Below are 18,609 nucleotides of genomic sequence, written 5' to 3'. Positions count from 1 at the left end.
GCGATGCGCGCCAAGCCGTTTGAGGCGAAAGACGAAGTGAGGGTATTCATGAACAAGCTAGCCATCGCCGCCGCTCTCGGCGCGGCATTTTCCGCATCCGTTGTCAGCGCTCAGGACCAGGGGGAGCCGGGCGTTGCCGCAAGTGCTCCGGAAGAAAACGCAGTCGAGGCAACCATATTCGATGGCGATTTCGTCAGCGTCGGTGTCGGCGTGGCTTACGGGCCGAGCTATTCCGGCTCGGACGATTACACCGCTTTCGTCTTGCCGATCGTACAGGGCTCGTTGGGCGGAGTGGACATCAACCCGCGGCCTGCGGGTATCGCACTCGATTTCGTCCCCGATCCCGATGAGGGCGTGTCGTTCTCGGCGGGGCCGATGATCAAGCTCAATCGCGACCGGGTCGATGTCGACGACATCAAGGACGAGGTCGTTGCACGCTATGGCGAGCTGGATACGGCGATCGAAGTCGGCCCGAGCGTCGGTGTGTCGTTTCCCGGCGTGCTCAACCCGTACGACAGTGTGAGCGTCAATCTCGACGCAGTGTGGGATATCAACGGTGCCCATAGCGGCCGCACGATCAGCCCGAGCGTGACCTACTTCACACCGCTCAGCCGCGGCATCGCTGCCTCGCTTTCGGTCAGCGCCAATAATATCGACGACGATTACGCCGACTATTACTATTCGGTCGGGCCGCTCAACACGCTGGTTCCCGACCCGGATGCCTTGCCCCTCTTCCAGGCGGAGGGCGGTTTCGAGAGTATCGGCACCAATGTCCTGCTGGCCTTCGACCTCAACGGCGATGTGACCGACGGCGGCCTCGCCCTGATCGGTCTGGCGAGCTACTCGCGGCTGCTCGGCGATGCAAAGGACAGCCCCTTCACCAGCATCCGCGGCAGCGCCGACCAGTTCATGGTCGCAGCAGGGATCGGCTACACGTTCTGAGGTTTCTCAACGTAACAAAATGAAAGGGCGGCCCGAGAGCCGCCCTTTCTCGTTTTCAGCCTTCGTCTTCGGCTATCTCCAGCGTTGGCCGCGGACTTGGCATTTCCGCGTCGCGATCGCCGGTCTTCAGATAGGTATCGAACCAGCGCATCATCCGCAGATTATAGTCATAGCGGGCGGCAGCCTGCTGGTTGCCGTGGCCCTCTCCCGGATAGAGCACGAGGCGGACCGGCACATCGGGCTTGCGCACTTTCATCGAACGATAGAGCTCGTAGCTCTGGCTGGGCGAGACGCGCGTGTCTTCCTCACCATGGAGGATCAGCAGGGGCGTGTTGGCCTTGTCGACATGGTAGATCGGGCTGACTTCAAGCATGCCCTGCCAGTCGTCCCACGGCCACTTGCCGGAATGCACGTTGTACATCTCGTACGGTATGTCCGTGGTGCCGAACTTGCTGATCTGGTTGGAAATGCCGACGAACATCACACCGGCGGCAAATTCGTCCGACAGGGCAGTCGAGGACCATGCCGTGGCGTAGCCGCCATAGGATCCGCCTGTTACCCCGACGCGGTCGGCATCGGCAATTCCGGCCTCGACCAGCGCGCGCTTGGCGTCGACGAGATCGGTGAATTCGGGATCGGTGTAATTCCCGGTGTGCTGTTTGGAAAAGGCCGTGCCGTAACCGGTGGACCCGCGGTAGTTCGGCAGGAATACGGCATACCCCTGTCCGGCAGCAACCTGGCCCGGACCGCTGTAGCTGGTATTCCAGCCATCGGATTCGTGGGCTTCCGGTCCGCCGTGCACGTCGAGGATCAGCGGAGCACCACCGCGCGGGACGCCGCCGACCGGCTCGATCAATACGCCTTCGACCTCCTGACCGTCACGTGCCGTGAAGGTCATGGTCCGCTGGTTGCCGAAGTCGATTTCCGAGAGCCAGGGGTTGTGCGTCGTCCACCGCTGGAAAGCGCCGCTCTCCCAGACGAACAATTCGGTCGGGTGCCGCGCGCTGCTGGCTTCGACTGCGATCGTGCCGCCGCCGGTCTCGAGGCTGGAAAGCAGAAGGTCGCCGCCCTCATGTTCTTCGGCAACGCTGCCATCGGCATTGTAGATGCGCAGCGCGCTTTCCGCACCCTTGTGGATCACTGCGGCCAAGCGACCGTCGGCGAGCCATGCCGCATCGACGGCGGCCTCCGGCGCGCCTGCGTTGAGCGCGCGATACTGACCGCTGGCAACATCGACGAGGTGGAGCGTCGTATCCGCAGGGTCATTCATATCGACGCCAGCGATCATCGACAGCTGCCGACCATCGGGCGACACCTCGATGTCTCCCAGCTTACCTGGCGTTTCGATCACGCGCAGGACCCGGCCGTTCGTCAGATCGAGCACATGAGCGCGCTTGGACGTATAGGCATCGTCGATCTGCGGCGTCGGCGCGCTGTCGACCACCGCGGTGCGGCCATCGGGCGCGACGCGGAAGGCGCTGACATAACCGGGAATCGTGACGGCGCGCGGATCGGCGTCCACTTCCCCGCCGATATTTGCGGCGAACAGGCGGTTGAGGCGGGCTTCTTCCTCATAGACGATGGCGTTGAAGCCGGCCTTGGCTTCCTTTTCGCGAGCAGTGTCTTCTTCGGCACCGGCCAGTAGCCATATGCGCGAGCCATCCGGGGCCCAGGCGTAGGCGCGGACATCCGCACCATCGACCGCGGCGAGCTTGCGCTGCGCACCGCCATCGACCGGAATGCCCCAGACCGCGCGGTCCTCGTCCTCATCGGCCCAGACGAAGCTGACCATCCGGCCGTCGGGCGAGAACGCTATAGACGAGGCGCTGATGTCATCGGGCAGGAATTCGCGGGCATTGTTCGGGCCGTAAGCCATGCTGAGCCGGAGGCTGGTCGAGCCATTGTCCTCGCCCTCGGTCACGTCGGGCAGGCTGGCAGTGGTGTAGGCCACCCGGCTGCCATCTGGGGAGACGGCGATCGTACCCACGCTTTCCAGCTTGGCGACGTCTTCCGGGGTCATCGGCCGGGCCTGCGCCTGCGCGGCAAGCGATGCGGTGGCCAGAAGGGTTGCAGCAGTAGTCGCGGCGCGAAGGATCATCGAAATTCCTCTCTCGAAAAGAACGGTTGGGCGCTTCATAGCGACCATCGCGCGAAGGGCAAATGATGCGCGAGTGCGCCATGCCGTTCGTCGAGCATGGGGCGACGGTCGTCTGCATCTTCGCTTGAGTCGATCTATCCCGTGTCATAGGCCGACAACACACGAATTTCAGGGGATCGATATGACCAGTTTCCGCAGGGCCCTCCTAGCCGCTACCGCCTTCTCTTTCGTCTACGCCCTACCTGGCGCTGCGTTGGCGCAGGACGCCGCTGCCACGACAGAACAGGAAACCGAGCGCGATCGGCTGTTCGAGCTTTTCGCAGAGTCGGATGCGCGCAGCCTGGAGCTGGAGCCCCTCAGCCGGCTGTTCCGTGGCGACGACACGAATGCCGATAGGCTCGGAGATTACCTGACCGACTCCAGTTTCTACGCCTCGCGGCTCGACACGCAGCTCAATCTCGCGCTGCTCGACCAGATCGACCGCAGCGCGCTCGCGCCGACCGACCAGCTGGCTTACGATGTTTTTAAATATCAGCAGGAAACGGCTCTGCGCGGCCAGTCCGACGAGATCCGCGCGCTGACCGAGGTGCGGCCGATCAATCACTTCCGCGGCTTCCATACCTTCTATCCGAACTTCGCCAGCGGCAATGGCGCGGCGCAGTTCAAGACGATCGCGAATTACGAGGACAATCTCAGCCGCCACGACGATTACATCGCCATCAGCGACCGCGCGATCGAGCGTTCGCGCGAAGGGATGGAAAGCGGCGTGCTGGAAACGAAGCTCACCATCGGCCGCGTGATCGAACAGCTCGATACCCTGCTGGCAGTCCCGCTGGCCGAATCCCAGTTCATGGGTCCGGTCCAGAACTTCCCCGAGAGTTTTTCAGAAGCGGACAAGGCGCGCCTGACGGCGGCTTACGAGGCGAAAACGCGCGAGATCAACGCTGCCCACGAGCGGATGCGGGATTTCCTGCGCGACGAATATCTTCCCATGGCCCGCGACAGCATCGGCCTCAGCCAGATGAAGGGCGGCGACACGCTCTACGCCCAGCTGATCGAGCAGACGACGACCTTGCCATTGGAGGCCGATTACATCCACAACCTCGGCCTGAGCGAGGTGGCGCGCATCAAGGGATCGCTCGAAGCGCTGCAGGCCGAAGTCGGCTTCGAAGGCACGCTCAACGAGTTCTTCGATTACGTCCGCACGGATGAGCAGTTCAAGCCGGAAAGCCGCGAATGGCTGACGCAGGACTTCTATCGTATCGGCGAGATCGTCGACGGGAAGATCGGCGACTATTTCTCGCTGCTGCCGAAGTCGGAACTGAAGATCGAGCCTTACGATGTGTCCATCGAGCGCTATTCGGCGGGTGGATCGTACCAGTCGGGCGCGCCGGACGGTTCGCGCCCTGGCACGTTCTACTTCAACGCCTACGACCTGCCGAGCCGCCTCACGACCGGCAACGTAACGCTCTACCTCCATGAAGGCGCGCCGGGGCATCACTTCCAGATCAGCCTCGCGCAGGAAAACACCGACCTGCCGGCTTTCATGCGCTTCGGCGGCACCACCGCCTTCGTCGAGGGCTGGGCGCTTTACTCGGAGACGCTTGGCTACGACATGGGCCTCTTCGACGACCCATGGGCGCGTTACGGCACGCTGCAGGACGAGCAGCTGCGCGCCATGCGACTGGTGGTCGACACCGGCATCCATTCGAAGGGCTGGACACGCGATCAGGCGATCGATTTCATGCTCGACAATTCGGGCATGACGCGCACCGAGGTCGAGAACGAGGTCGACCGCTACATTGCGATTCCCAGCCAGGCGCTGGCCTACAAGATCGGCGCGCTGAAGATCCAGGAACTGCGCGATCGCGCCAAGCAGCAGCTCGGCAGCCGCTTCGACATCAAGGATTTCCATGCGCAGGTTCTCAACACAGGCGGCCTGCCGCTGCCCGTGCTGGAATCCAAGATCGACCGCTGGATCGCCAACGGCGGCGGGTAAAAGCGCTCAGGGCCATCTGGCGCCATGAAACCGTGCCGATTAAGCCGGTTTCATGGACGCCCGCTCTTTCTTCCGTGACGCGCACTGGCTGACCGGCCAGCGCGTGCGCGGCTATGCGCTGCTCCTCGGCATCGCCTCGCTAGCGCTGCTCGCGAACAGTTTCGTCAAGGCGATGGGCGTGGAAGGCACGGACTTCCTCGCGTTTTGGGGAGCCGGGCATGTGGCTGTGCAGGGCGATCCGGCCTCGGCCTACGATCTGGCGGTCCAGCAAGAGGTACAGACCGGCACCGGGAGCGAGGGCTGGTTCGCCTTCGTCAATCCGCCGCCGTTCCTCTTCGCAGTCGCGCCCTTCGGGTCCTTGCCGTTCCCCGTCGCATGGCTTGCATGGGTTGCCGTCACTTATGCGCTCTGGGCTTGGGCCGGCATCCGCGCCTTTCCGAGGCTGTGGCCGCTGGTGCTGATCTATCCCGGTGCCCTCATCGCAGCAGGTCACGCCCAGACCGGCCTGCTGACCGGCGCGCTCTTGGTGGTGGCGGCGCACGCTTTCACTCACCGCCCAGCTTGGTCCGGAGCGGCGATCGGTGCGCTCGTCGTCAAGCCGCATCTCGCGGTCCTCGCGCCGTTCTGGTTCGCTGCCAGCGGTCGGTGGAGCGCATTTATCGTGGCAGGTGCGACGGCTGTCGGGCTCATTCTGCTGTCGTGGGCCGTATTCGGCACCGGGACCCTGCTGGCCTACACGACCAGCTGGGAGGCGAGCGCTGCGCTGATGGAAGGTATCAATCGCGACTTCCTTCTGCGGATGGCGACCTTTTTCTCGCAAACCCGGCTGCTGGCGGGAGACACTGCTGCCGCGATCGCGGGCGGGATTTCCTTCGCGCTCGCGCTGGCTGCGACGGTGCTGGCGGTGCGCCGCTTGCGCGGAGATCCATCGGCGATAGCTGCGACGGCACTGGCCGCGACGGCGCTCGCCTCGCCCTATCTGTTCAATTACGACCTGCCCTTCCTGATCTTTCCGACGCTGTGGCTGGTCGACCGGGGACTTCGCGACGGCTTCCGCCCCTACGAAAAGCTCGCGCTCGTCGCGCTGTGGTTTGCGCCTTATGCGACGCGCGCGGCCGCCCTGCCGCTCGGTATCAACCTCATGCCGTTCGCCGCGCTTGTCCTGCTGTGGCTGGTGTGGAGCAGGGGGGCTGCACAGCCTGCGGGAACCCGATCCGCCTGGTAGGTGTTCTTACCCATTAGGACGGAGGGAAAGCATTTCATGAGGTTAGCCCATGTCGAGCATGTCCTTCCACAGTAGCCGCCCCGATCGGTGGGTGAAGCCGAAGCCCGTCAGCGACAGTTCCGCTCGCTTTCAGACTTACGGCAAGATCCTTCCGATGGAGAGCGAAGAGCCGGGCTTCCTTGCCCGTCTGTTCGGTCGGCGCTGAGGGTTCAGTCAAAGGATAAGGGGCCGGGAGTAACTTCCACTCCCGGCCCCTTTTTCTTTGCCGTTATCGGATGGAAGCCGTCAGTATTCCTCGGGCTCCTCCGGTGTCGCGGCGTGGTGGTCCTTACCCGCCGTCCGGTCGCCTTTGGCCAGCTTGAACACCACGCCCGAGAGCAGCGCGAGCGCCAGCAAGTTGGGCAGAGCCATCGCAGCATTCGAAATGTCACCCAGGCGCCAGACCAGCTCGCTCGGCTGGGCTGCACCCAGCCAGATCACCACGCACCAGAGCACGCGCCACGCCATGTGAAGCTTGCGCTCGCCCGACCGCGTGGAACCTTTCATGCGGTCGTAGAGGAAGGTGATCGCCCGCTCGCCGTAATAGCTCCACGTCAGCAGCGTGGTGAAGACGAACAGGATCAGCGCGATCGATGCTACCAGCGTCCCGATGGGAATGCTCGCGATCTCGAGCGGGAAGGCGGCCGCGAAGGCCCCGCTCGTCATCTCGAACCCGACCCTGTCGGATTGCCAGGCATGCAGCACCGGCTCGCCCGCAGCGGTGAAATCGCCGCGTACGGTAAGAATGACCAGTGCGGTCATGGTGCAGATCACGATGGTGTCGATGAAGGTCCCGAGCATCGCCATGCGGCCCTGCAATTCGGGATCGTCCGTCTGCGCTACGGCATGGGCAATGGCGGTCGAGCCCTGGCCCGCCTCGTTGGAGAACAGCCCGCGCGCAACACCGGCTCGGATGGCGAGGATGATCGCCGCGCCTACGAAGCCGCCGCTGGCTGCCTGCGGATTGAACGCACCATTAAAGATCAGGCTGAAGGTTTCCGGCAGATCGCCGAAGTTCAGGATCAGCGCTACGATCGCCATGACAATATAGGTCGCGGCCATGAACGGCACGACCTTCTCGGCGACGTTACCGATCGACTTGATGCCCCCGATGATGACGATGAAGACGAGGATCGCGACGATCAGCCCGCCGAGCCATTCCTCGATCCCGAACAGCTCGTTGAGGCCGTCGGCCACGGCGTTGGCCTGGATCGAATTGCCGGTGACGAGCGCCGAGAACAGCGTGCCCAGGCAGAACACCACCGCCAGCCAGGTGAACTTCGGGCCGAGACCCATCATGATGTAGCTCATCGGGCCGCCGCGTTTCACACCGTCGCTGGTGGTCTCGCGATAGCGGATGGCGAGCGAGCCTTCGGCGAAGGCCAGCGCCATGCCGAACAGGGCGGTGATCCACATCCAGAAAATTGCCCCCGGTCCGCCGAGCGCGATGGCGGTGGCCACGCCCGCGAGATTACCGGTGCCGACTTGCCCCGACAATGCCGTCGACAGCGCGGCGAAGGGCGAAATCTCGCCTGCACCCTGGCTTTTGCGGCCGGCGAACAGTCCCTTGAAGGCGCTGCCCAGCTTGACGATGGGGTAGAACTTGAGGCCGACCATGATCCACAGGCCGATGCCCAGCAGGATGATGGTCATGGGCGGGAAGGGCAGGACTTCCACCCCGTTCCACGTACCGCCCCAGATGAAATCGGATATGTTGGTGACCGGCTGAATCAGCCGCTCGCCCAGACCTGGTGCCTGGCTGGTTGCCATTGCAAGAATTCCCCTCATACGACCCGGATGGGTAAAACGCGGAGGCTAGGGCCGAAGGGCGCGCTTGAAAAGGCCGGAATGCGGCCCTTCCACCGCTTGCCTTTTCGCAGCACAGAGCCTACACGCCGTTGCGTCTTCCGACATTGGGATCACGAAAAGCCCCTCCCGGACTTGAACCGGGGCGGCGAGAGACCCTACCTGAAAGGGACGTGGCGGAAGGCGCGACGAGTTTTACGCGAGAGTGCGAGCGATGGCAGACAAGCAGAAGACCAGCCCGGCGGAATTCCTCCGGCAGGTGCAGACCGAAGGCAAGAAGGTCGTATGGCCGACGCGCGAGGAAACCGTGCGCACGGCGATCTTCGTCGGCATCCTGACGCTGATCCTCTCGCTGTTCTTCCTTGGCGTCGATTCGCTGTTCGGCGCCGTGGTGCGCTGGTTGCTGACGCTCGCCTGATTAGCATTCTTCCGACAGGATAATTTCGACACATGGCACGCTGGTACATCATCCACGCCTATTCCGGCTTCGAGAACAAGGTCCGCGATTCGATCATCGCCGAGGCCGAGCGCCTGGGCCTTTCCGAAGGCGTGGAAGAGGTCGAAGTCCCGACCGAGACGGTCACCGAGATCAAGCGCGGCAAGAAGGTGCAGGTCGAACGCAAGTTCATGCCCGGCTACGTGCTGGCCAAGCTCAACATGACCGACGATGTCTACCACCTCGTCAAGAACACCCCGAAGGTGACCGGCTTCCTCGGCACCAACAACAAGCCGCAGGCGATATCCGACAAGGAAGCCGCGCGCTATTTCGGCGGTGTGGAAGAAGCCAAGTCTGCGCCGAAGAAGCAGGTCTCGGTCGATTACGAGATCGGCGACAACGTCAAGGTGCTCGACGGGCCCTTCGCCAGCTTCAACGGGCTGGTCGAGGAACTCGATTTCGACAAGCAAAAGGTCAAGGTTTCGGTCTCGATCTTCGGCCGCGCCACCCCGGTGGAACTGGAATTCGAGCAGGTCGAACTGGTCAAGTAATCCGAGCGGGACTGCGCTCGGACTTCAACGAGCGCAGGCGCTGTCCTGCGTAGCGCGGACGCGTGAGGCGTTAGGGCTCGTACGCATCCGCAGCGCTGCGTTATCGCATTTGCGCAGCTGGAAGCGCACCTTGCGGTCCCGGAAATCGAGCGAGACGCGGCGGAAGGTTTCCATCAAATCGGTGCCGAGCAGGAGCGACGGCTCGTCCTCCAGCCCAAACACACCGAACGGCGGGATATCGGCAAAGGCGATGGGCACGTTCTGAAGCGTGATCGGGCCGAGTTTCAGATTGCGGACAATGGCAAACTCGATTGCAATGGTCTTGCCGGTGACGCCGGTGACCTTGATCGTCTGGAATCCGCCGCGCCTTTTCCTAAGCAACTTGTCGCGCAGAGCCAGATTCCCGATAGTCACTTCCGATCCAGTATCGACTACCGCATCGACCGAGGCGCGGTTCGCCGAAACCTCGGTCAGGATCAGCTGGCCGCGCTGAAGTCGGCCGGTGACGACGATGACCCCCTCCCTGACGGAGGCATTCTCGAGGTCGCTTTCCAGATCGTCATCGACGCGGATCGTGCGCTCCTCGAAGTCAATCATCAGGCGTTGGTTCACCAGCGCGTCCAGGCCGATCATGCCATCGCCGCCCATGTCGCGCTCGTCGAGGACAGGTACTTCGAGGTCGGTTGTGACCGTCGGGCCGAGCCGTAGTTCGTCGATCCACGCGCGGTCCACCATCTTGCTCTCGGTAACGCCATGCAGCATTGTCGGCGCGCCGTCTGGCAGGGCAAGCTTGCCCGCCAGCATCTGGCCTACGGCTGAAGTGTCCGCCCCGCTGTCGACGACGAATTTGTATGGGCCTTTGCCGTTGACCTCCACCTCCACCGTCATGCGACTGCGCAGCTTGCGCGCCTCGATTTCCTCGCCCCCGATCGCCAGGTTCTCGTCGAAATGCGCAGGCGGCAGATCGGGCATTCTCGAGGCTTGATCATCGGGCGACTTGTCTTGCGCTGCCAATGGGGCACCAAGCACGAGCGTCATAGCTGCAGCGAGAGGATTGATGGAGCGAGATGACATTCGTGAAGCCTATCAGATCGTGAAGCGGCGGTGCAGGAGCTCTCGACCACGGTCCCACACGGGTCCACGGACGCTCGCGGCTCGTCGTGCGGACGTTTTCCTACATCGGCGCGATGCATTACGCCGCAAACCATGACATGCGTGTTCACATTACGAAACGAACCGGCTTTTGGATCGGTCTGCGAGATGGCTGGTTTTTCCGCCTTGGACTGTGGTCCATGCGGTCCATGTCACGGGAAGCGCACGAGGCCGCTCCTACATCGCTCCTACATGCCGGAAACAGCGCGAATCGCTTGCAATCGCGCGCCAGATCGCTATGTGCGCGCCTTCCCAAGTCAGCTTCGGGAACCCCGCGCGGGAGGTTCGGCATGCCGGACCGCTTGACCGCTTACCATGAGCCTCGGCTGGAAACAGGCGCGGCGAAAGTGAGAAAGGAGGCCATTCATGGCCAAGAAGATCGACGGCTATATCAAGCTGCAGGTGCCTGCGGGCATCGCCAACCCCTCGCCCCCCATCGGCCCCGCACTGGGCCAGCGCGGCGTGAACATCATGGAATTCTGCAAGGCCTTCAATGCTGCGACCGACAGCATGGAAAAGGGCATGCCGATCCCGACGACGATCACGGTCTATGCCGACCGGTCGTTCAGCTTCGTCACCAAGAGCCCGCCGGCCAGCTTTCTTATCAAGAAGGCCGCCAAGCTCAAGTCGGGCTCGAAGGAGCCGGGCAAGGTTTCGGCCGGGACCATCAAGCGTTCGGCTCTGGCTGAGATCGCCGAGCAGAAGATGAAGGACCTGAACGCGAACGACATCGAACAGGCCACCAAGATCATCGAAGGCAGCGCGCGTTCGATGGGCCTCGACGTGGTGGAGGGCTAAGACCATGGCAAAGCAGACCAAGAAGCAGCAGACCGTCGCCAAGCTGGACAGCGAAAAGCTCTATACCGTCGACGAAGCTCTCGCCACGCTGCGCGAGCACAAGGCGAAGTTCGACGAGACCGTCGAAGTCGCGATGAACCTCGGCGTCGATCCGCGCCACGCCGACCAGATGGTCCGCGGCATGGTTTCGCTCCCCAGCGGTACCGGCAAGGACGTGAAGGTCGCCGTGTTCGCCAAGGGCGACAATGCCGACAAGGCGCTCGCCGCCGGTGCAGACAAGGTCGGTGCCGAAGATCTCATGGAAGACATGCAGAACGGCAATCTCGATTACGACCGCGTGATCGCGACGCCGGATATGATGGGCGTCGTCGGCCGTCTCGGTAAGGTGCTCGGCCCCAAGGGCCTGATGCCGAATCCGAAGCTCGGCACCGTGACACCGAACGTGGAGCAGGCCGTGAAGGACGCCAAGGGCGGCCAGGTCGAATTCCGCGTGGAGAAGCAGGGCATCATCCACTCCGGCATCGGCAAGCTGTCGTTCAAGGATGAAGACCTGAAGAAGAACTTCGAGGCGCTGACCCAGGCGATCGTCAAGGCGAAGCCGTCGGGCGCCAAGGGCAAATTCGTGCGCAAGGTCACGCTGACCAGCTCGATGGGACCGGGCCTCAAGGTCGACCTCGGCGAGGTCGAAGGCGCGTAAGCCTCTTCTACTTCAAAACAATTTCAGAGAGGCCGGGAGGAAACTTCCGGCCTTTTTGTTATCAGGCGTCCCCGGCAGGCGTGCTTCGCAACTGTCGGGAATACACCCAGCCGATGCCGATCAGGCTGAAACCCAGCGCCATGAAGCTGGCGATTCGGAGCAGCCCTTCCAGACCCGCTGCGTCGACGATGAACACCTTGGCTACGGCGATCAGGATCAGCACCAGCGAGCCGATCCGCCAGCTGCGCTGGTCCAGGCGGTTGCCGAGGAACAGGTAGAAAAGCGCGAGCAGAATGCCGGCGAAGCTGCGCATCAGGTCTTCCGTTTGCGATAGCGGGATGCCTGCCGGGATGGAGCCTTCGAATGCCTGCCTGAGCAGGGTCAGGACCAGCACCGACGACAGTGCAATCACGACGCCATCGAACGCTGGGCGCAGCCTTTCCGTGAGCCAGCGCCTGAGCGATAGCGCCGCAATGATCGCAATGCCGTATGCGGCGGTCGCAAGGTTTGCGACGGGCATGGGGCCAAGCGCCTGACGATCCCAGAGAGGGTTATGGAGCAGGCCGGTATAGATCGTGAAATGCAGTAGTGCTGCGGCGGCGAGCCCAATGCCCAGCCAGCGACGGGGGGCGATGCTGGCGAAACCGGTGGCGGCGAGCCATGCCAGACCGAGGAGCAGAACCTCCCACAAAGTCCGCTCGGCAAGCCCGAGCGCGACGAAGCTGGTCTCGGTTTCGATCGTCAGCAGCTGCTTGAACAAGACATGCGCTGCGATCAGCAGGACCGGGGCGGCGAGCCAGGCGGGACGCAGGGTCTCGACAGCGCGGAAGGTTCGCAACGAAGGGAGGATTGCCAGCGCTGCCGCCAGTGGAAGGATGCGTAGCAACACCGACATGGGTGAGGGCAGGTCGATCACGTAGACCGGATCGGCAGCCAGCGAGGCTGCACCCGCCTCCAGCCAGGCCAGTAGGGGGACCAGCGCCCACAGTAGTGCCCCGAAAGTAGAGGTGCTCTGCGCGGCCTGTCGCTCGCTAGCAAAGTGCCAGATGGCAAAGGTACAGGCAGTTGCGGTCCATGCCAGCGCGTCGGCGGGCAGGACCTGCGCCAGCGTGCCGTATACGAGAAAGGCACCGACCACCTCGGCGCTGTGTCGCATCGCCGGTTCTCGGGTAAGCGCTGCCAGTGCTGCAAAGGGAGCGGCTGCGGCGGTCCAGCGCAGGACGGCCCGCCATGTCGTCGTCGAACCGACACCGCCGAGCAAAGCGGCTTCGTCGAAAAAGGTCCCGGTCGCCATCAGTGCTCCGAGCGTCACGACACAGCCGATCGAGCAAAGCCGCGCGATTGCCCTGTCGCCATTCCGGTAGAGCAGCATAAACGCAGGAATTAGCGCGGCCGCACCCATCAGAGGCGCGCTCCAGCCCGGCGTCACCATCAGCAGAGCCGCGAACGCTAGCGCGGAGGCCGATCCGAGCAGACCGGCAAACCAGCGGCGGTCTTCACGCAGCCGGAGCATCCAGGCACCTACCGCAGGTACGAGCGCAAGGAGAGCGGTCGCAAGGAACAGTGCCCATTCGGCCTCGTCCGCGTCGAATTTGCCGAAAGTGGCGTAGGCAACTGCGGCAAGCGCTGGCGGCACCAGCGCGACCTGCAGGCGGTCGCCGATCCGGTCCGAACTGTCCCGCAGATAAGTGAGCGGCACGATCGCAAATACCAGCGCCAATGCAGCGCCGACGAACGCAAAATCGCTCGGGAATGGCACCGGCCATTGCGCATAGAGGAGCAGGCCGACAAGCGCCGCGATCCCGTTGGCCTCGCGCATCTCGGGCCGTTTCCAGCCGAAGTAGGCCAGTGTCGCGCCGAGCAGCAGGTATAGCCCCCAGGCGAGCGGTGCGTAGCCGCCCTGATCGACCAGTAGCGCCAATTGCACGCTGGCGACGAGCGCCGCGGCGAGCCGCAAGGGCTGCTCGAACCGCCCAGCCTCGCCGAGCGCGGGCATGACTGCGCCGAGGACCACGAAATAGAGACCCAGCGCAAGAATTTCCGCCACGCCCGGCTCGCCGGCCAGCAGCAACAGGGCGCCCCAGCCGAGCCCGCCGACGATGGCGGCGATACCGAGCCATTGACGCTGTTGCTGGCGGCCAGCGTAAACCAGTCCGCCGGTGACGAGGCCGAGGTAGAGCGCCAGCAGCGGCAGGTTCGCCTCCTCGCCACCGACCAGCGCAGGGGCCGCGAAGCCGCCGACCAGGCCGAGGACGGCACTCGGCAGGCCGAAGCGGAAGGACAGGCCGATTGCTCCTGCGGTCACGGCAGCAAGGCCGAGAAACGCCAGTGTCTGCCCGATCAGTCCGTATTGCGTGCCCGCAAGGTAGAAGCCTGCATAGAGCGTCGCGAAACCTGCGCCTGCCAGCGCCTGCGATACGCGCGGGTCGGCCACCTTGTCGCGGAAGCGGTACGCCGCTTCTGCGCCGGCGATCAGCCCACCGCCGAACAGGAAGGCCATGACGACCCTAAGCGTGGGCGTGATCAGCCCGCGCTCGATCGAGTAGCGGACCAGGAAGACGCCCGCGACGGCAAGGGTAACGCCGCCCGCCCAGATCGGCAGTCTTCGCCCGAACACGTCTTCGAGGTCGAAACTGAAGCGCGCGTAGAACGGCTCTTTCGAGGACGGTTCATCGACGGGCTGCGATGCAGGCTCTGGCTCGTCCAGCGGTTTAGCTGCAACGCTGGCTTCCTCTACTTCATTGGGGCGATCCCGGTGCAAAACCATCTTCGGGACGCTCGTCGGGCGTTCGGGCACCGCCTCGACAGTCGACTCGTCGGGGACAGGCTCGCCCCGCCGGTCATCGTTGGCCGAGCGCATGTAATCGAACATGCGATCCTGCAGCGCGCTCAGCTCTTCGATGCGGCGTTCGGCCTTACCGAGACGCTCGGTCAGGTAATAGGCGACCCCGCCGAGTATCAGGATGAATAGCCATTCCACGCGTTAGCAAACCTCCCGTAGAGCAGGGATACTGCGCGTGGCAGGTTTAACAAAGGCTTTGTCAGATTCCGCCGGGGGTAAAGTCGAAACCGGCGCTCGCCAGCCCGTCGCACAGGCTGTCGACACAGCTCTTCAACTCTCCGCGGTCGGTCGAGCGGACCACGAAATTCGCGCCCACGCGCCCCTCGCGAAAGAACGGATAGCTGCCGATTTGGCACGAGGCATGGTTCTGTTCGACCTGCCGGAGGATATCGGCGACCTCGCTTTCCGGCGTCCAGCAGCCGACCGTCTCCGAGATCAGCGGTTTACCGCCCTGCAGCGTACCCGTCAGCGCGTCGAGCATGCCAGCCGTGATATGCGGCACACCCGCCATCAGGTGCACGTTGCCGATCTTGATCCCCGGTGCACCCGACATACGGTTGGCGATCAGTTCCGCTCCCTCGGGCACCCGCGCCATGCGCAGCCGCGCATCGGTGATTCCGCCCTTGTCGGCATAGTATTTCTCGAGAATCTCCCGCGCAGTCGGGTGGACGATTACGTCGACGCCAAGAGCCCGAGCCACGGCATCGACCGTGATGTCGTCATGCGTGGGGCCGATGCCGCCGGTGGTGAAGAGATAATCGTTCGCCTCGCGCAGCGCATTCACCGCTTCCACGATCCGCTCGATTACGTCCGGCACGACGCGGACCTCGGCAAGGCGGATGCCCTGCACCTGAAGCCAGCTGGCGACCTGCGCGATATTCTTGTCATGCGTTCGGCCGGAAAGGATCTCGTCGCCGATCACGACGAGGCCGGCGGTATAGATGCGTTCGCTCATGCGCTCCGACCTAATGCGGTGCGGCGCGGAAAGCTACTCCGCAGCTTCCCTGCTTCCCTCCGCATCCGAAACCTCTTCGGTCGCGCGGAAGAAGGTGAGCACGCCATCGTCGACCGGCTCGCTCGCCATGCGCTTGCGATCGAGCACATATTCCTGGTTGAGCCGCCACGGATATCCGACGGCATTCTTCGGCATGATGTGCTTCGAACGCTGGATATAGCCGGACGAGAAATCGAAGATATCGTCCTCCTCCAGATCGTGATCCTCGGGCAGGCGGGGCACGGCGATGTCGACATCCATACCCTTCATCAGTTCGAGCACGCGGCACACGTAATCCGAATTGATGTCCGCGCGCAGCGTCCAGCTGGCGTTGAGATAGCCGAACACGACCGCGAGGTTCGGCACGTTCGAGAACATGCAGCCCTTGTAGTAGAAGTGCTCTGCCAGATCGATCGGCTCGCCTTCCTTCGACAGCGCGATCTTGCCGGCCACCGCCAGTTTGAGGCCGGTCGCGGTTACGACGATATCGGCAGGCAGAAAGGTTTCGTCCGTCAGCCGGACGCCGCCTTTTTCGAATGCCTTGATGTGGCCGGTCACCACCTCGGCCTTGCCGCTTTTCATGGCTTCGAACAGATCGTCGTCCGGCACCAGGCAGAGGCGCTGCTCCCACGGATTGTAGGGCGGAGTGAAATCGGTGAGGTCGTAATCCTCGCCCATCGATTTGCGAATGCGCTTGTGCAGGCCTTCCGCCATCTTGTCGGGCTTGGTGCGCGCGCGTTTGAAGCCGAAGTCCTGCAGTTTGATGTTCTTCCACCGGGTGATCCTGTAGGCCGTTTCCTCCGGCAGGATCTTGCGCAGGAAATTCGCGACCGAATCCTTGGCCGGGCGGCTGAACATCCAGGTCGGCGTGCGCTGGAGCATGGTGACCTTGGCCGCCTTGTCGGCCATCGAGGGCACGATGGTGACGGCGGTCGCGCCGGACCCGATTACGACGACGTTCTTGCCCGCATAGTCGAGGTCTTCCGGCCAGAATTGCGGATGCAGGACCTGGCCTTCGAATTCGCCGAAATCGAATCCCGGGTCGTAAGGCTCGTCGTAGTCGTAATAGCCTGCGCCGAGGTAGAGCCAGTTCGCGGTGAAATGCTTGCGCTCGCCTTCCTTCGTTTCGAGCGTGACATGCCAGCGGGCCTCGCTGCCGCGCCAGTCGGCGGAAAGGACCTTGTGGCCGAAGCGGATATGCTGCCGGATGTCTCGCTCGTCGGCGATGCGCTCGAGATAGTCGAGGATGGCAGGGGCATCGGCGATGGACTTTTCATGCTTCCACGGTTCGAATTCGAACCCCAGCGTATGCATGTCGCTGTCCGAACGGATGCCTGGATAGCGGAACAGGTCCCATGTGCCGCCGATGTTGTCGCGTCGCTCGACAATGGCGAAACTATGGGTCGGGGCCTTGTCCTTCATATGCGCCGCCATTCCGATACCGGATATGCCCGCGCCGACGATCAGCACGTCGAAATCGCTCGCCAAGTCAGCCATTCTTCTCTCCTCTTGGTCACAGAATAGACCATGAGAGCGGCAAGCGCCAGTCAGTCTCTAAATGAAATGTTTTGTGAGGAGCTCGCCTTCGGGCACTGCAGTCAGGGTCAAAGTAGCTGGCGCGATCCCTGGCTCGCCAGCGCCCGGCGTCGGTCGGCCGGTGTTTCTCCGGCCGAATCATACGGCGCTATGGTCCGCGGGGTGTTCGGTTTTTTGACTCTGGCAAATAGAAGAACGAGCAGGAACGGCCCGAAATAGAACGGTAGCTGGCGCAACAGGGTCAGCAATATGCCGTCGCGGAACACCACGATGGTCGTAGCTGCCAGCAAAGCATAGGCGAGCATCGCAACCGGCGTGGCCGATCGACCGAGCAGCCGGGCGTAGATCGCGCCGTAGAGCCAGGCGAACAGGGCGGCGTAGATGGCAATTCCGACATATCCGAACGACATCCACCCCGCGCCGGGCAGCGAGATCGTCATGCCGATCGGCGTGCCGTAATCCCAGAGCTCGAAAAATTTGACCGGCGATCCGATCGGCTTGTCGGGCCATAGCGATCGCGGAACGGGTTCTGTGAAAATCTGCAGATTATGCGCGAAATAATCCCAGCTGCCGGTGCGTTGCGGGACCGCGTAGACGATATATTCGAAATACTCGAGATTGGCGAAATCCATGTGCTCGAGCGGGTCGAGATCGTGGGCGGTGGTGTAGCCGCCATCAAGGTCCGAACCCAGCATGCTGCGCAAACTCTGGCCGCGATCGATCACGACCGCATTGAAGACAAGCACTGCGAGAATGCCCAGCCCCGCAACTCGTGGGTCGAACCAGCGTCTACCCCGCTCCAGCAAGAAGATAATCGCGATGGCAGTGGCCGCGAAGACGAATGCGCCGCGCCCTCCCGAGCCGAGCATCAGCACGCTGGCGATCGCGAAAATGAGCCATCCCAGGGGTCGGTAGCGCAGCAGCCAGACGGCGAATACAGAGAGGGGCGCGAGTATCAGGGCTGATTCCATGAACCAGCCGTTGGCCTCGACATTGACCATGATACCCGTCCCGGCATCGCGGGCCATTGTCAGGTAGGGATCGACCCGCCGCTCCCACGTTGCGAACTGCGCGGCAAGGGCGAGCGGCGCCAACAAGACGCAGGTGAGCAGTATCGGCCCCGTAAAATCGCGCCGCAAGCGGTCGAATTCGAGAGCATCGGGCGATCGTGCCACCGGCTGTCCTCCCACACGCAGAGCGGTGAAGACAAAGACGAGCATCGCCAGGTTCGAGCCGAGGATGACTGTAATCTTGTCACTCAAGGACGGCAGGAAATCATAAACCCTGTAAACGAGATCGAATTCGTAGAACCGGGCAAACAGCGGGCGGATCACGAAGATGAAGCCGTGGAAGGCCAAATAGATTGTGGCCGGGTGGAACAGGCTCGCCGCATCGTGCCGGGCGTAGGCGATGCATGTCCCGATAAAGACGAGGCAGGAGGCGAGGAGCAGGAAGTCGTACACGGCCGGCGCAGAATGACCCTTCCGGCGGCAG

At 63.1% G+C, this 18,609-nt stretch carries 15 protein-coding genes; 8 read left to right on the top strand and 7 right to left on the bottom strand.

The features are described from left to right. Positions 1-48: 48 nt before the first annotated feature. A complete protein-coding gene (locus tag P8R33_RS03540; RefSeq protein WP_278327607.1) occupies positions 49-942 on the top strand; it encodes a MipA/OmpV family protein in 894 nt (297 codons plus the stop codon). A 55-nt stretch (positions 943-997) separates the two neighbouring features. Here the strand turns inward: P8R33_RS03540 and P8R33_RS03535 are convergent, their stop codons facing one another. Continuing rightward, positions 998-3,040, bottom strand: coding sequence for a S9 family peptidase (locus P8R33_RS03535; protein ID WP_278327606.1), 2,043 nt, complete (start codon positions 3,038-3,040; stop codon positions 998-1,000). 181 nt (positions 3,041-3,221) lie between these two features. Here P8R33_RS03535 and P8R33_RS03530 point away from each other — a divergent pair, with 181 nt between their 5' ends. The 3 genes from P8R33_RS03530 to P8R33_RS03520 are packed head-to-tail and all read left to right on the top strand — an operon-like array spanning position 3,222 to position 6,469. After that, complete coding sequence (locus P8R33_RS03530) at positions 3,222-5,039, top strand: DUF885 domain-containing protein (RefSeq protein ID WP_278327605.1); 1,818 nt, start codon at positions 3,222-3,224, stop codon at positions 5,037-5,039. Positions 5,040-5,091: 52 nt separating this feature from the next. Then, positions 5,092-6,264, top strand: coding sequence for a glycosyltransferase family 87 protein (locus P8R33_RS03525; protein ID WP_278327604.1), 1,173 nt, complete (start codon positions 5,092-5,094; stop codon positions 6,262-6,264). A 49-nt stretch (positions 6,265-6,313) separates the two neighbouring features. Further along, entirely contained in the window at positions 6,314-6,469 is a 156-nt protein-coding gene (locus P8R33_RS03520) for a hypothetical protein (protein WP_278327603.1), read from the top strand. 80 nt (positions 6,470-6,549) lie between these two features. Here P8R33_RS03520 and P8R33_RS03515 read toward each other — a convergent pair whose 3' ends face one another. Continuing rightward, positions 6,550-8,073: an alanine/glycine:cation symporter family protein gene (locus P8R33_RS03515; protein WP_278327602.1), complete on the bottom strand. Its 1,524-nt coding sequence runs from the start codon at positions 8,071-8,073 to the stop codon at positions 6,550-6,552. A 250-nt stretch (positions 8,074-8,323) separates the two neighbouring features. Here P8R33_RS03515 and secE point away from each other — a divergent pair, with 250 nt between their 5' ends. Both secE and nusG read left to right on the top strand, forming a co-directional pair. Next, positions 8,324-8,527: a preprotein translocase subunit SecE gene (gene secE / locus P8R33_RS03510; RefSeq protein ID WP_278327601.1), complete on the top strand. Its 204-nt coding sequence runs from the start codon at positions 8,324-8,326 to the stop codon at positions 8,525-8,527. A gap of 32 nt (positions 8,528-8,559) precedes the next feature. After that, a complete protein-coding gene (nusG, locus tag P8R33_RS03505; protein WP_278327600.1) occupies positions 8,560-9,096 on the top strand; it encodes a transcription termination/antitermination protein NusG in 537 nt (178 codons plus the stop codon). Positions 9,097-9,120: 24 nt separating this feature from the next. Here nusG and P8R33_RS03500 read toward each other — a convergent pair whose 3' ends face one another. Next, on the bottom strand, positions 9,121-10,068 hold the full coding sequence (locus P8R33_RS03500; protein WP_278327599.1) for a retroviral-like aspartic protease family protein: 948 nt from the start codon (positions 10,066-10,068) through the stop codon (positions 9,121-9,123). 546 nt (positions 10,069-10,614) lie between these two features. Between P8R33_RS03500 and rplK the strand changes: the two genes are divergently transcribed. Beyond that, positions 10,615-11,046, top strand: a complete 432-nt coding sequence (gene rplK / locus P8R33_RS03495; RefSeq protein WP_278327598.1) for a 50S ribosomal protein L11 — start codon at positions 10,615-10,617, stop codon at positions 11,044-11,046. 4 nt (positions 11,047-11,050) lie between these two features. Beyond that, positions 11,051-11,743: a 50S ribosomal protein L1 gene (gene rplA / locus P8R33_RS03490; RefSeq protein ID WP_278327597.1), complete on the top strand. Its 693-nt coding sequence runs from the start codon at positions 11,051-11,053 to the stop codon at positions 11,741-11,743. Positions 11,744-11,804: 61 nt separating this feature from the next. Here the strand turns inward: rplA and P8R33_RS03485 are convergent, their stop codons facing one another. The 4 genes from P8R33_RS03485 to P8R33_RS03470 all read right to left on the bottom strand — a co-directional run bounded on the left by P8R33_RS03485 (position 11,805) and on the right by P8R33_RS03470 (position 18,578). Further along, positions 11,805-14,723, bottom strand: coding sequence for a DUF2339 domain-containing protein (locus tag P8R33_RS03485; protein ID WP_278327596.1), 2,919 nt, complete (start codon positions 14,721-14,723; stop codon positions 11,805-11,807). A gap of 61 nt (positions 14,724-14,784) precedes the next feature. After that, a complete protein-coding gene (locus tag P8R33_RS03480) occupies positions 14,785-15,540 on the bottom strand; it encodes a competence/damage-inducible protein A (RefSeq protein WP_278327595.1) in 756 nt (251 codons plus the stop codon). A 33-nt stretch (positions 15,541-15,573) separates the two neighbouring features. After that, entirely contained in the window at positions 15,574-17,076 is a 1,503-nt protein-coding gene (locus P8R33_RS03475; protein WP_278327594.1) for a flavin-containing monooxygenase, read from the bottom strand. A 107-nt stretch (positions 17,077-17,183) separates the two neighbouring features. Further along, positions 17,184-18,578: an O-antigen polymerase gene (locus P8R33_RS03470; protein WP_278327593.1), complete on the bottom strand. Its 1,395-nt coding sequence runs from the start codon at positions 18,576-18,578 to the stop codon at positions 17,184-17,186. Positions 18,579-18,609: the final 31 nt, after the last annotated feature.

It is taken from the genome of Qipengyuania flavescens (assembly GCF_029688735.1).
Classification (GTDB): Bacteria; Pseudomonadota; Alphaproteobacteria; order Sphingomonadales; family Sphingomonadaceae; genus Qipengyuania.
Note: the sequence above shows the minus strand (reverse complement) of the source record. Positions and strands in the feature narration are given on the sequence as shown.

What these genes read in the sequence shown, in the direction of transcription:
- P8R33_RS03475 (WP_278327594.1), bottom strand. Translation starts at nt 17,076, where the DNA reads ATGGCTGACTTGGCGAGCGATTTCGACGTGCTGATCGTCGGCGCGGGC.
- rplK (WP_278327598.1), top strand. Translation starts at nt 10,615, where the DNA reads ATGGCCAAGAAGATCGACGGCTATATCAAGCTGCAGGTGCCTGCGGGC.
- P8R33_RS03480 (WP_278327595.1), bottom strand. Translation starts at nt 15,540, where the DNA reads ATGAGCGAACGCATCTATACCGCCGGCCTCGTCGTGATCGGCGACGAG.
- P8R33_RS03535 (WP_278327606.1), bottom strand. Translation starts at nt 3,040, where the DNA reads ATGATCCTTCGCGCCGCGACTACTGCTGCAACCCTTCTGGCCACCGCA.
- secE (WP_278327601.1), top strand. Translation starts at nt 8,324, where the DNA reads ATGGCAGACAAGCAGAAGACCAGCCCGGCGGAATTCCTCCGGCAGGTG.
- rplA (WP_278327597.1), top strand. Translation starts at nt 11,051, where the DNA reads ATGGCAAAGCAGACCAAGAAGCAGCAGACCGTCGCCAAGCTGGACAGC.
- P8R33_RS03530 (WP_278327605.1), top strand. Translation starts at nt 3,222, where the DNA reads ATGACCAGTTTCCGCAGGGCCCTCCTAGCCGCTACCGCCTTCTCTTTC.
- nusG (WP_278327600.1), top strand. Translation starts at nt 8,560, where the DNA reads ATGGCACGCTGGTACATCATCCACGCCTATTCCGGCTTCGAGAACAAG.
- P8R33_RS03520 (WP_278327603.1), top strand. Translation starts at nt 6,314, where the DNA reads ATGTCGAGCATGTCCTTCCACAGTAGCCGCCCCGATCGGTGGGTGAAG.
- P8R33_RS03500 (WP_278327599.1), bottom strand. Translation starts at nt 10,068, where the DNA reads ATGCCCGATCTGCCGCCTGCGCATTTCGACGAGAACCTGGCGATCGGG.
- P8R33_RS03540 (WP_278327607.1), top strand. Translation starts at nt 49, where the DNA reads ATGAACAAGCTAGCCATCGCCGCCGCTCTCGGCGCGGCATTTTCCGCA.
- P8R33_RS03515 (WP_278327602.1), bottom strand. Translation starts at nt 8,073, where the DNA reads ATGGCAACCAGCCAGGCACCAGGTCTGGGCGAGCGGCTGATTCAGCCG.
- P8R33_RS03525 (WP_278327604.1), top strand. Translation starts at nt 5,092, where the DNA reads ATGGACGCCCGCTCTTTCTTCCGTGACGCGCACTGGCTGACCGGCCAG.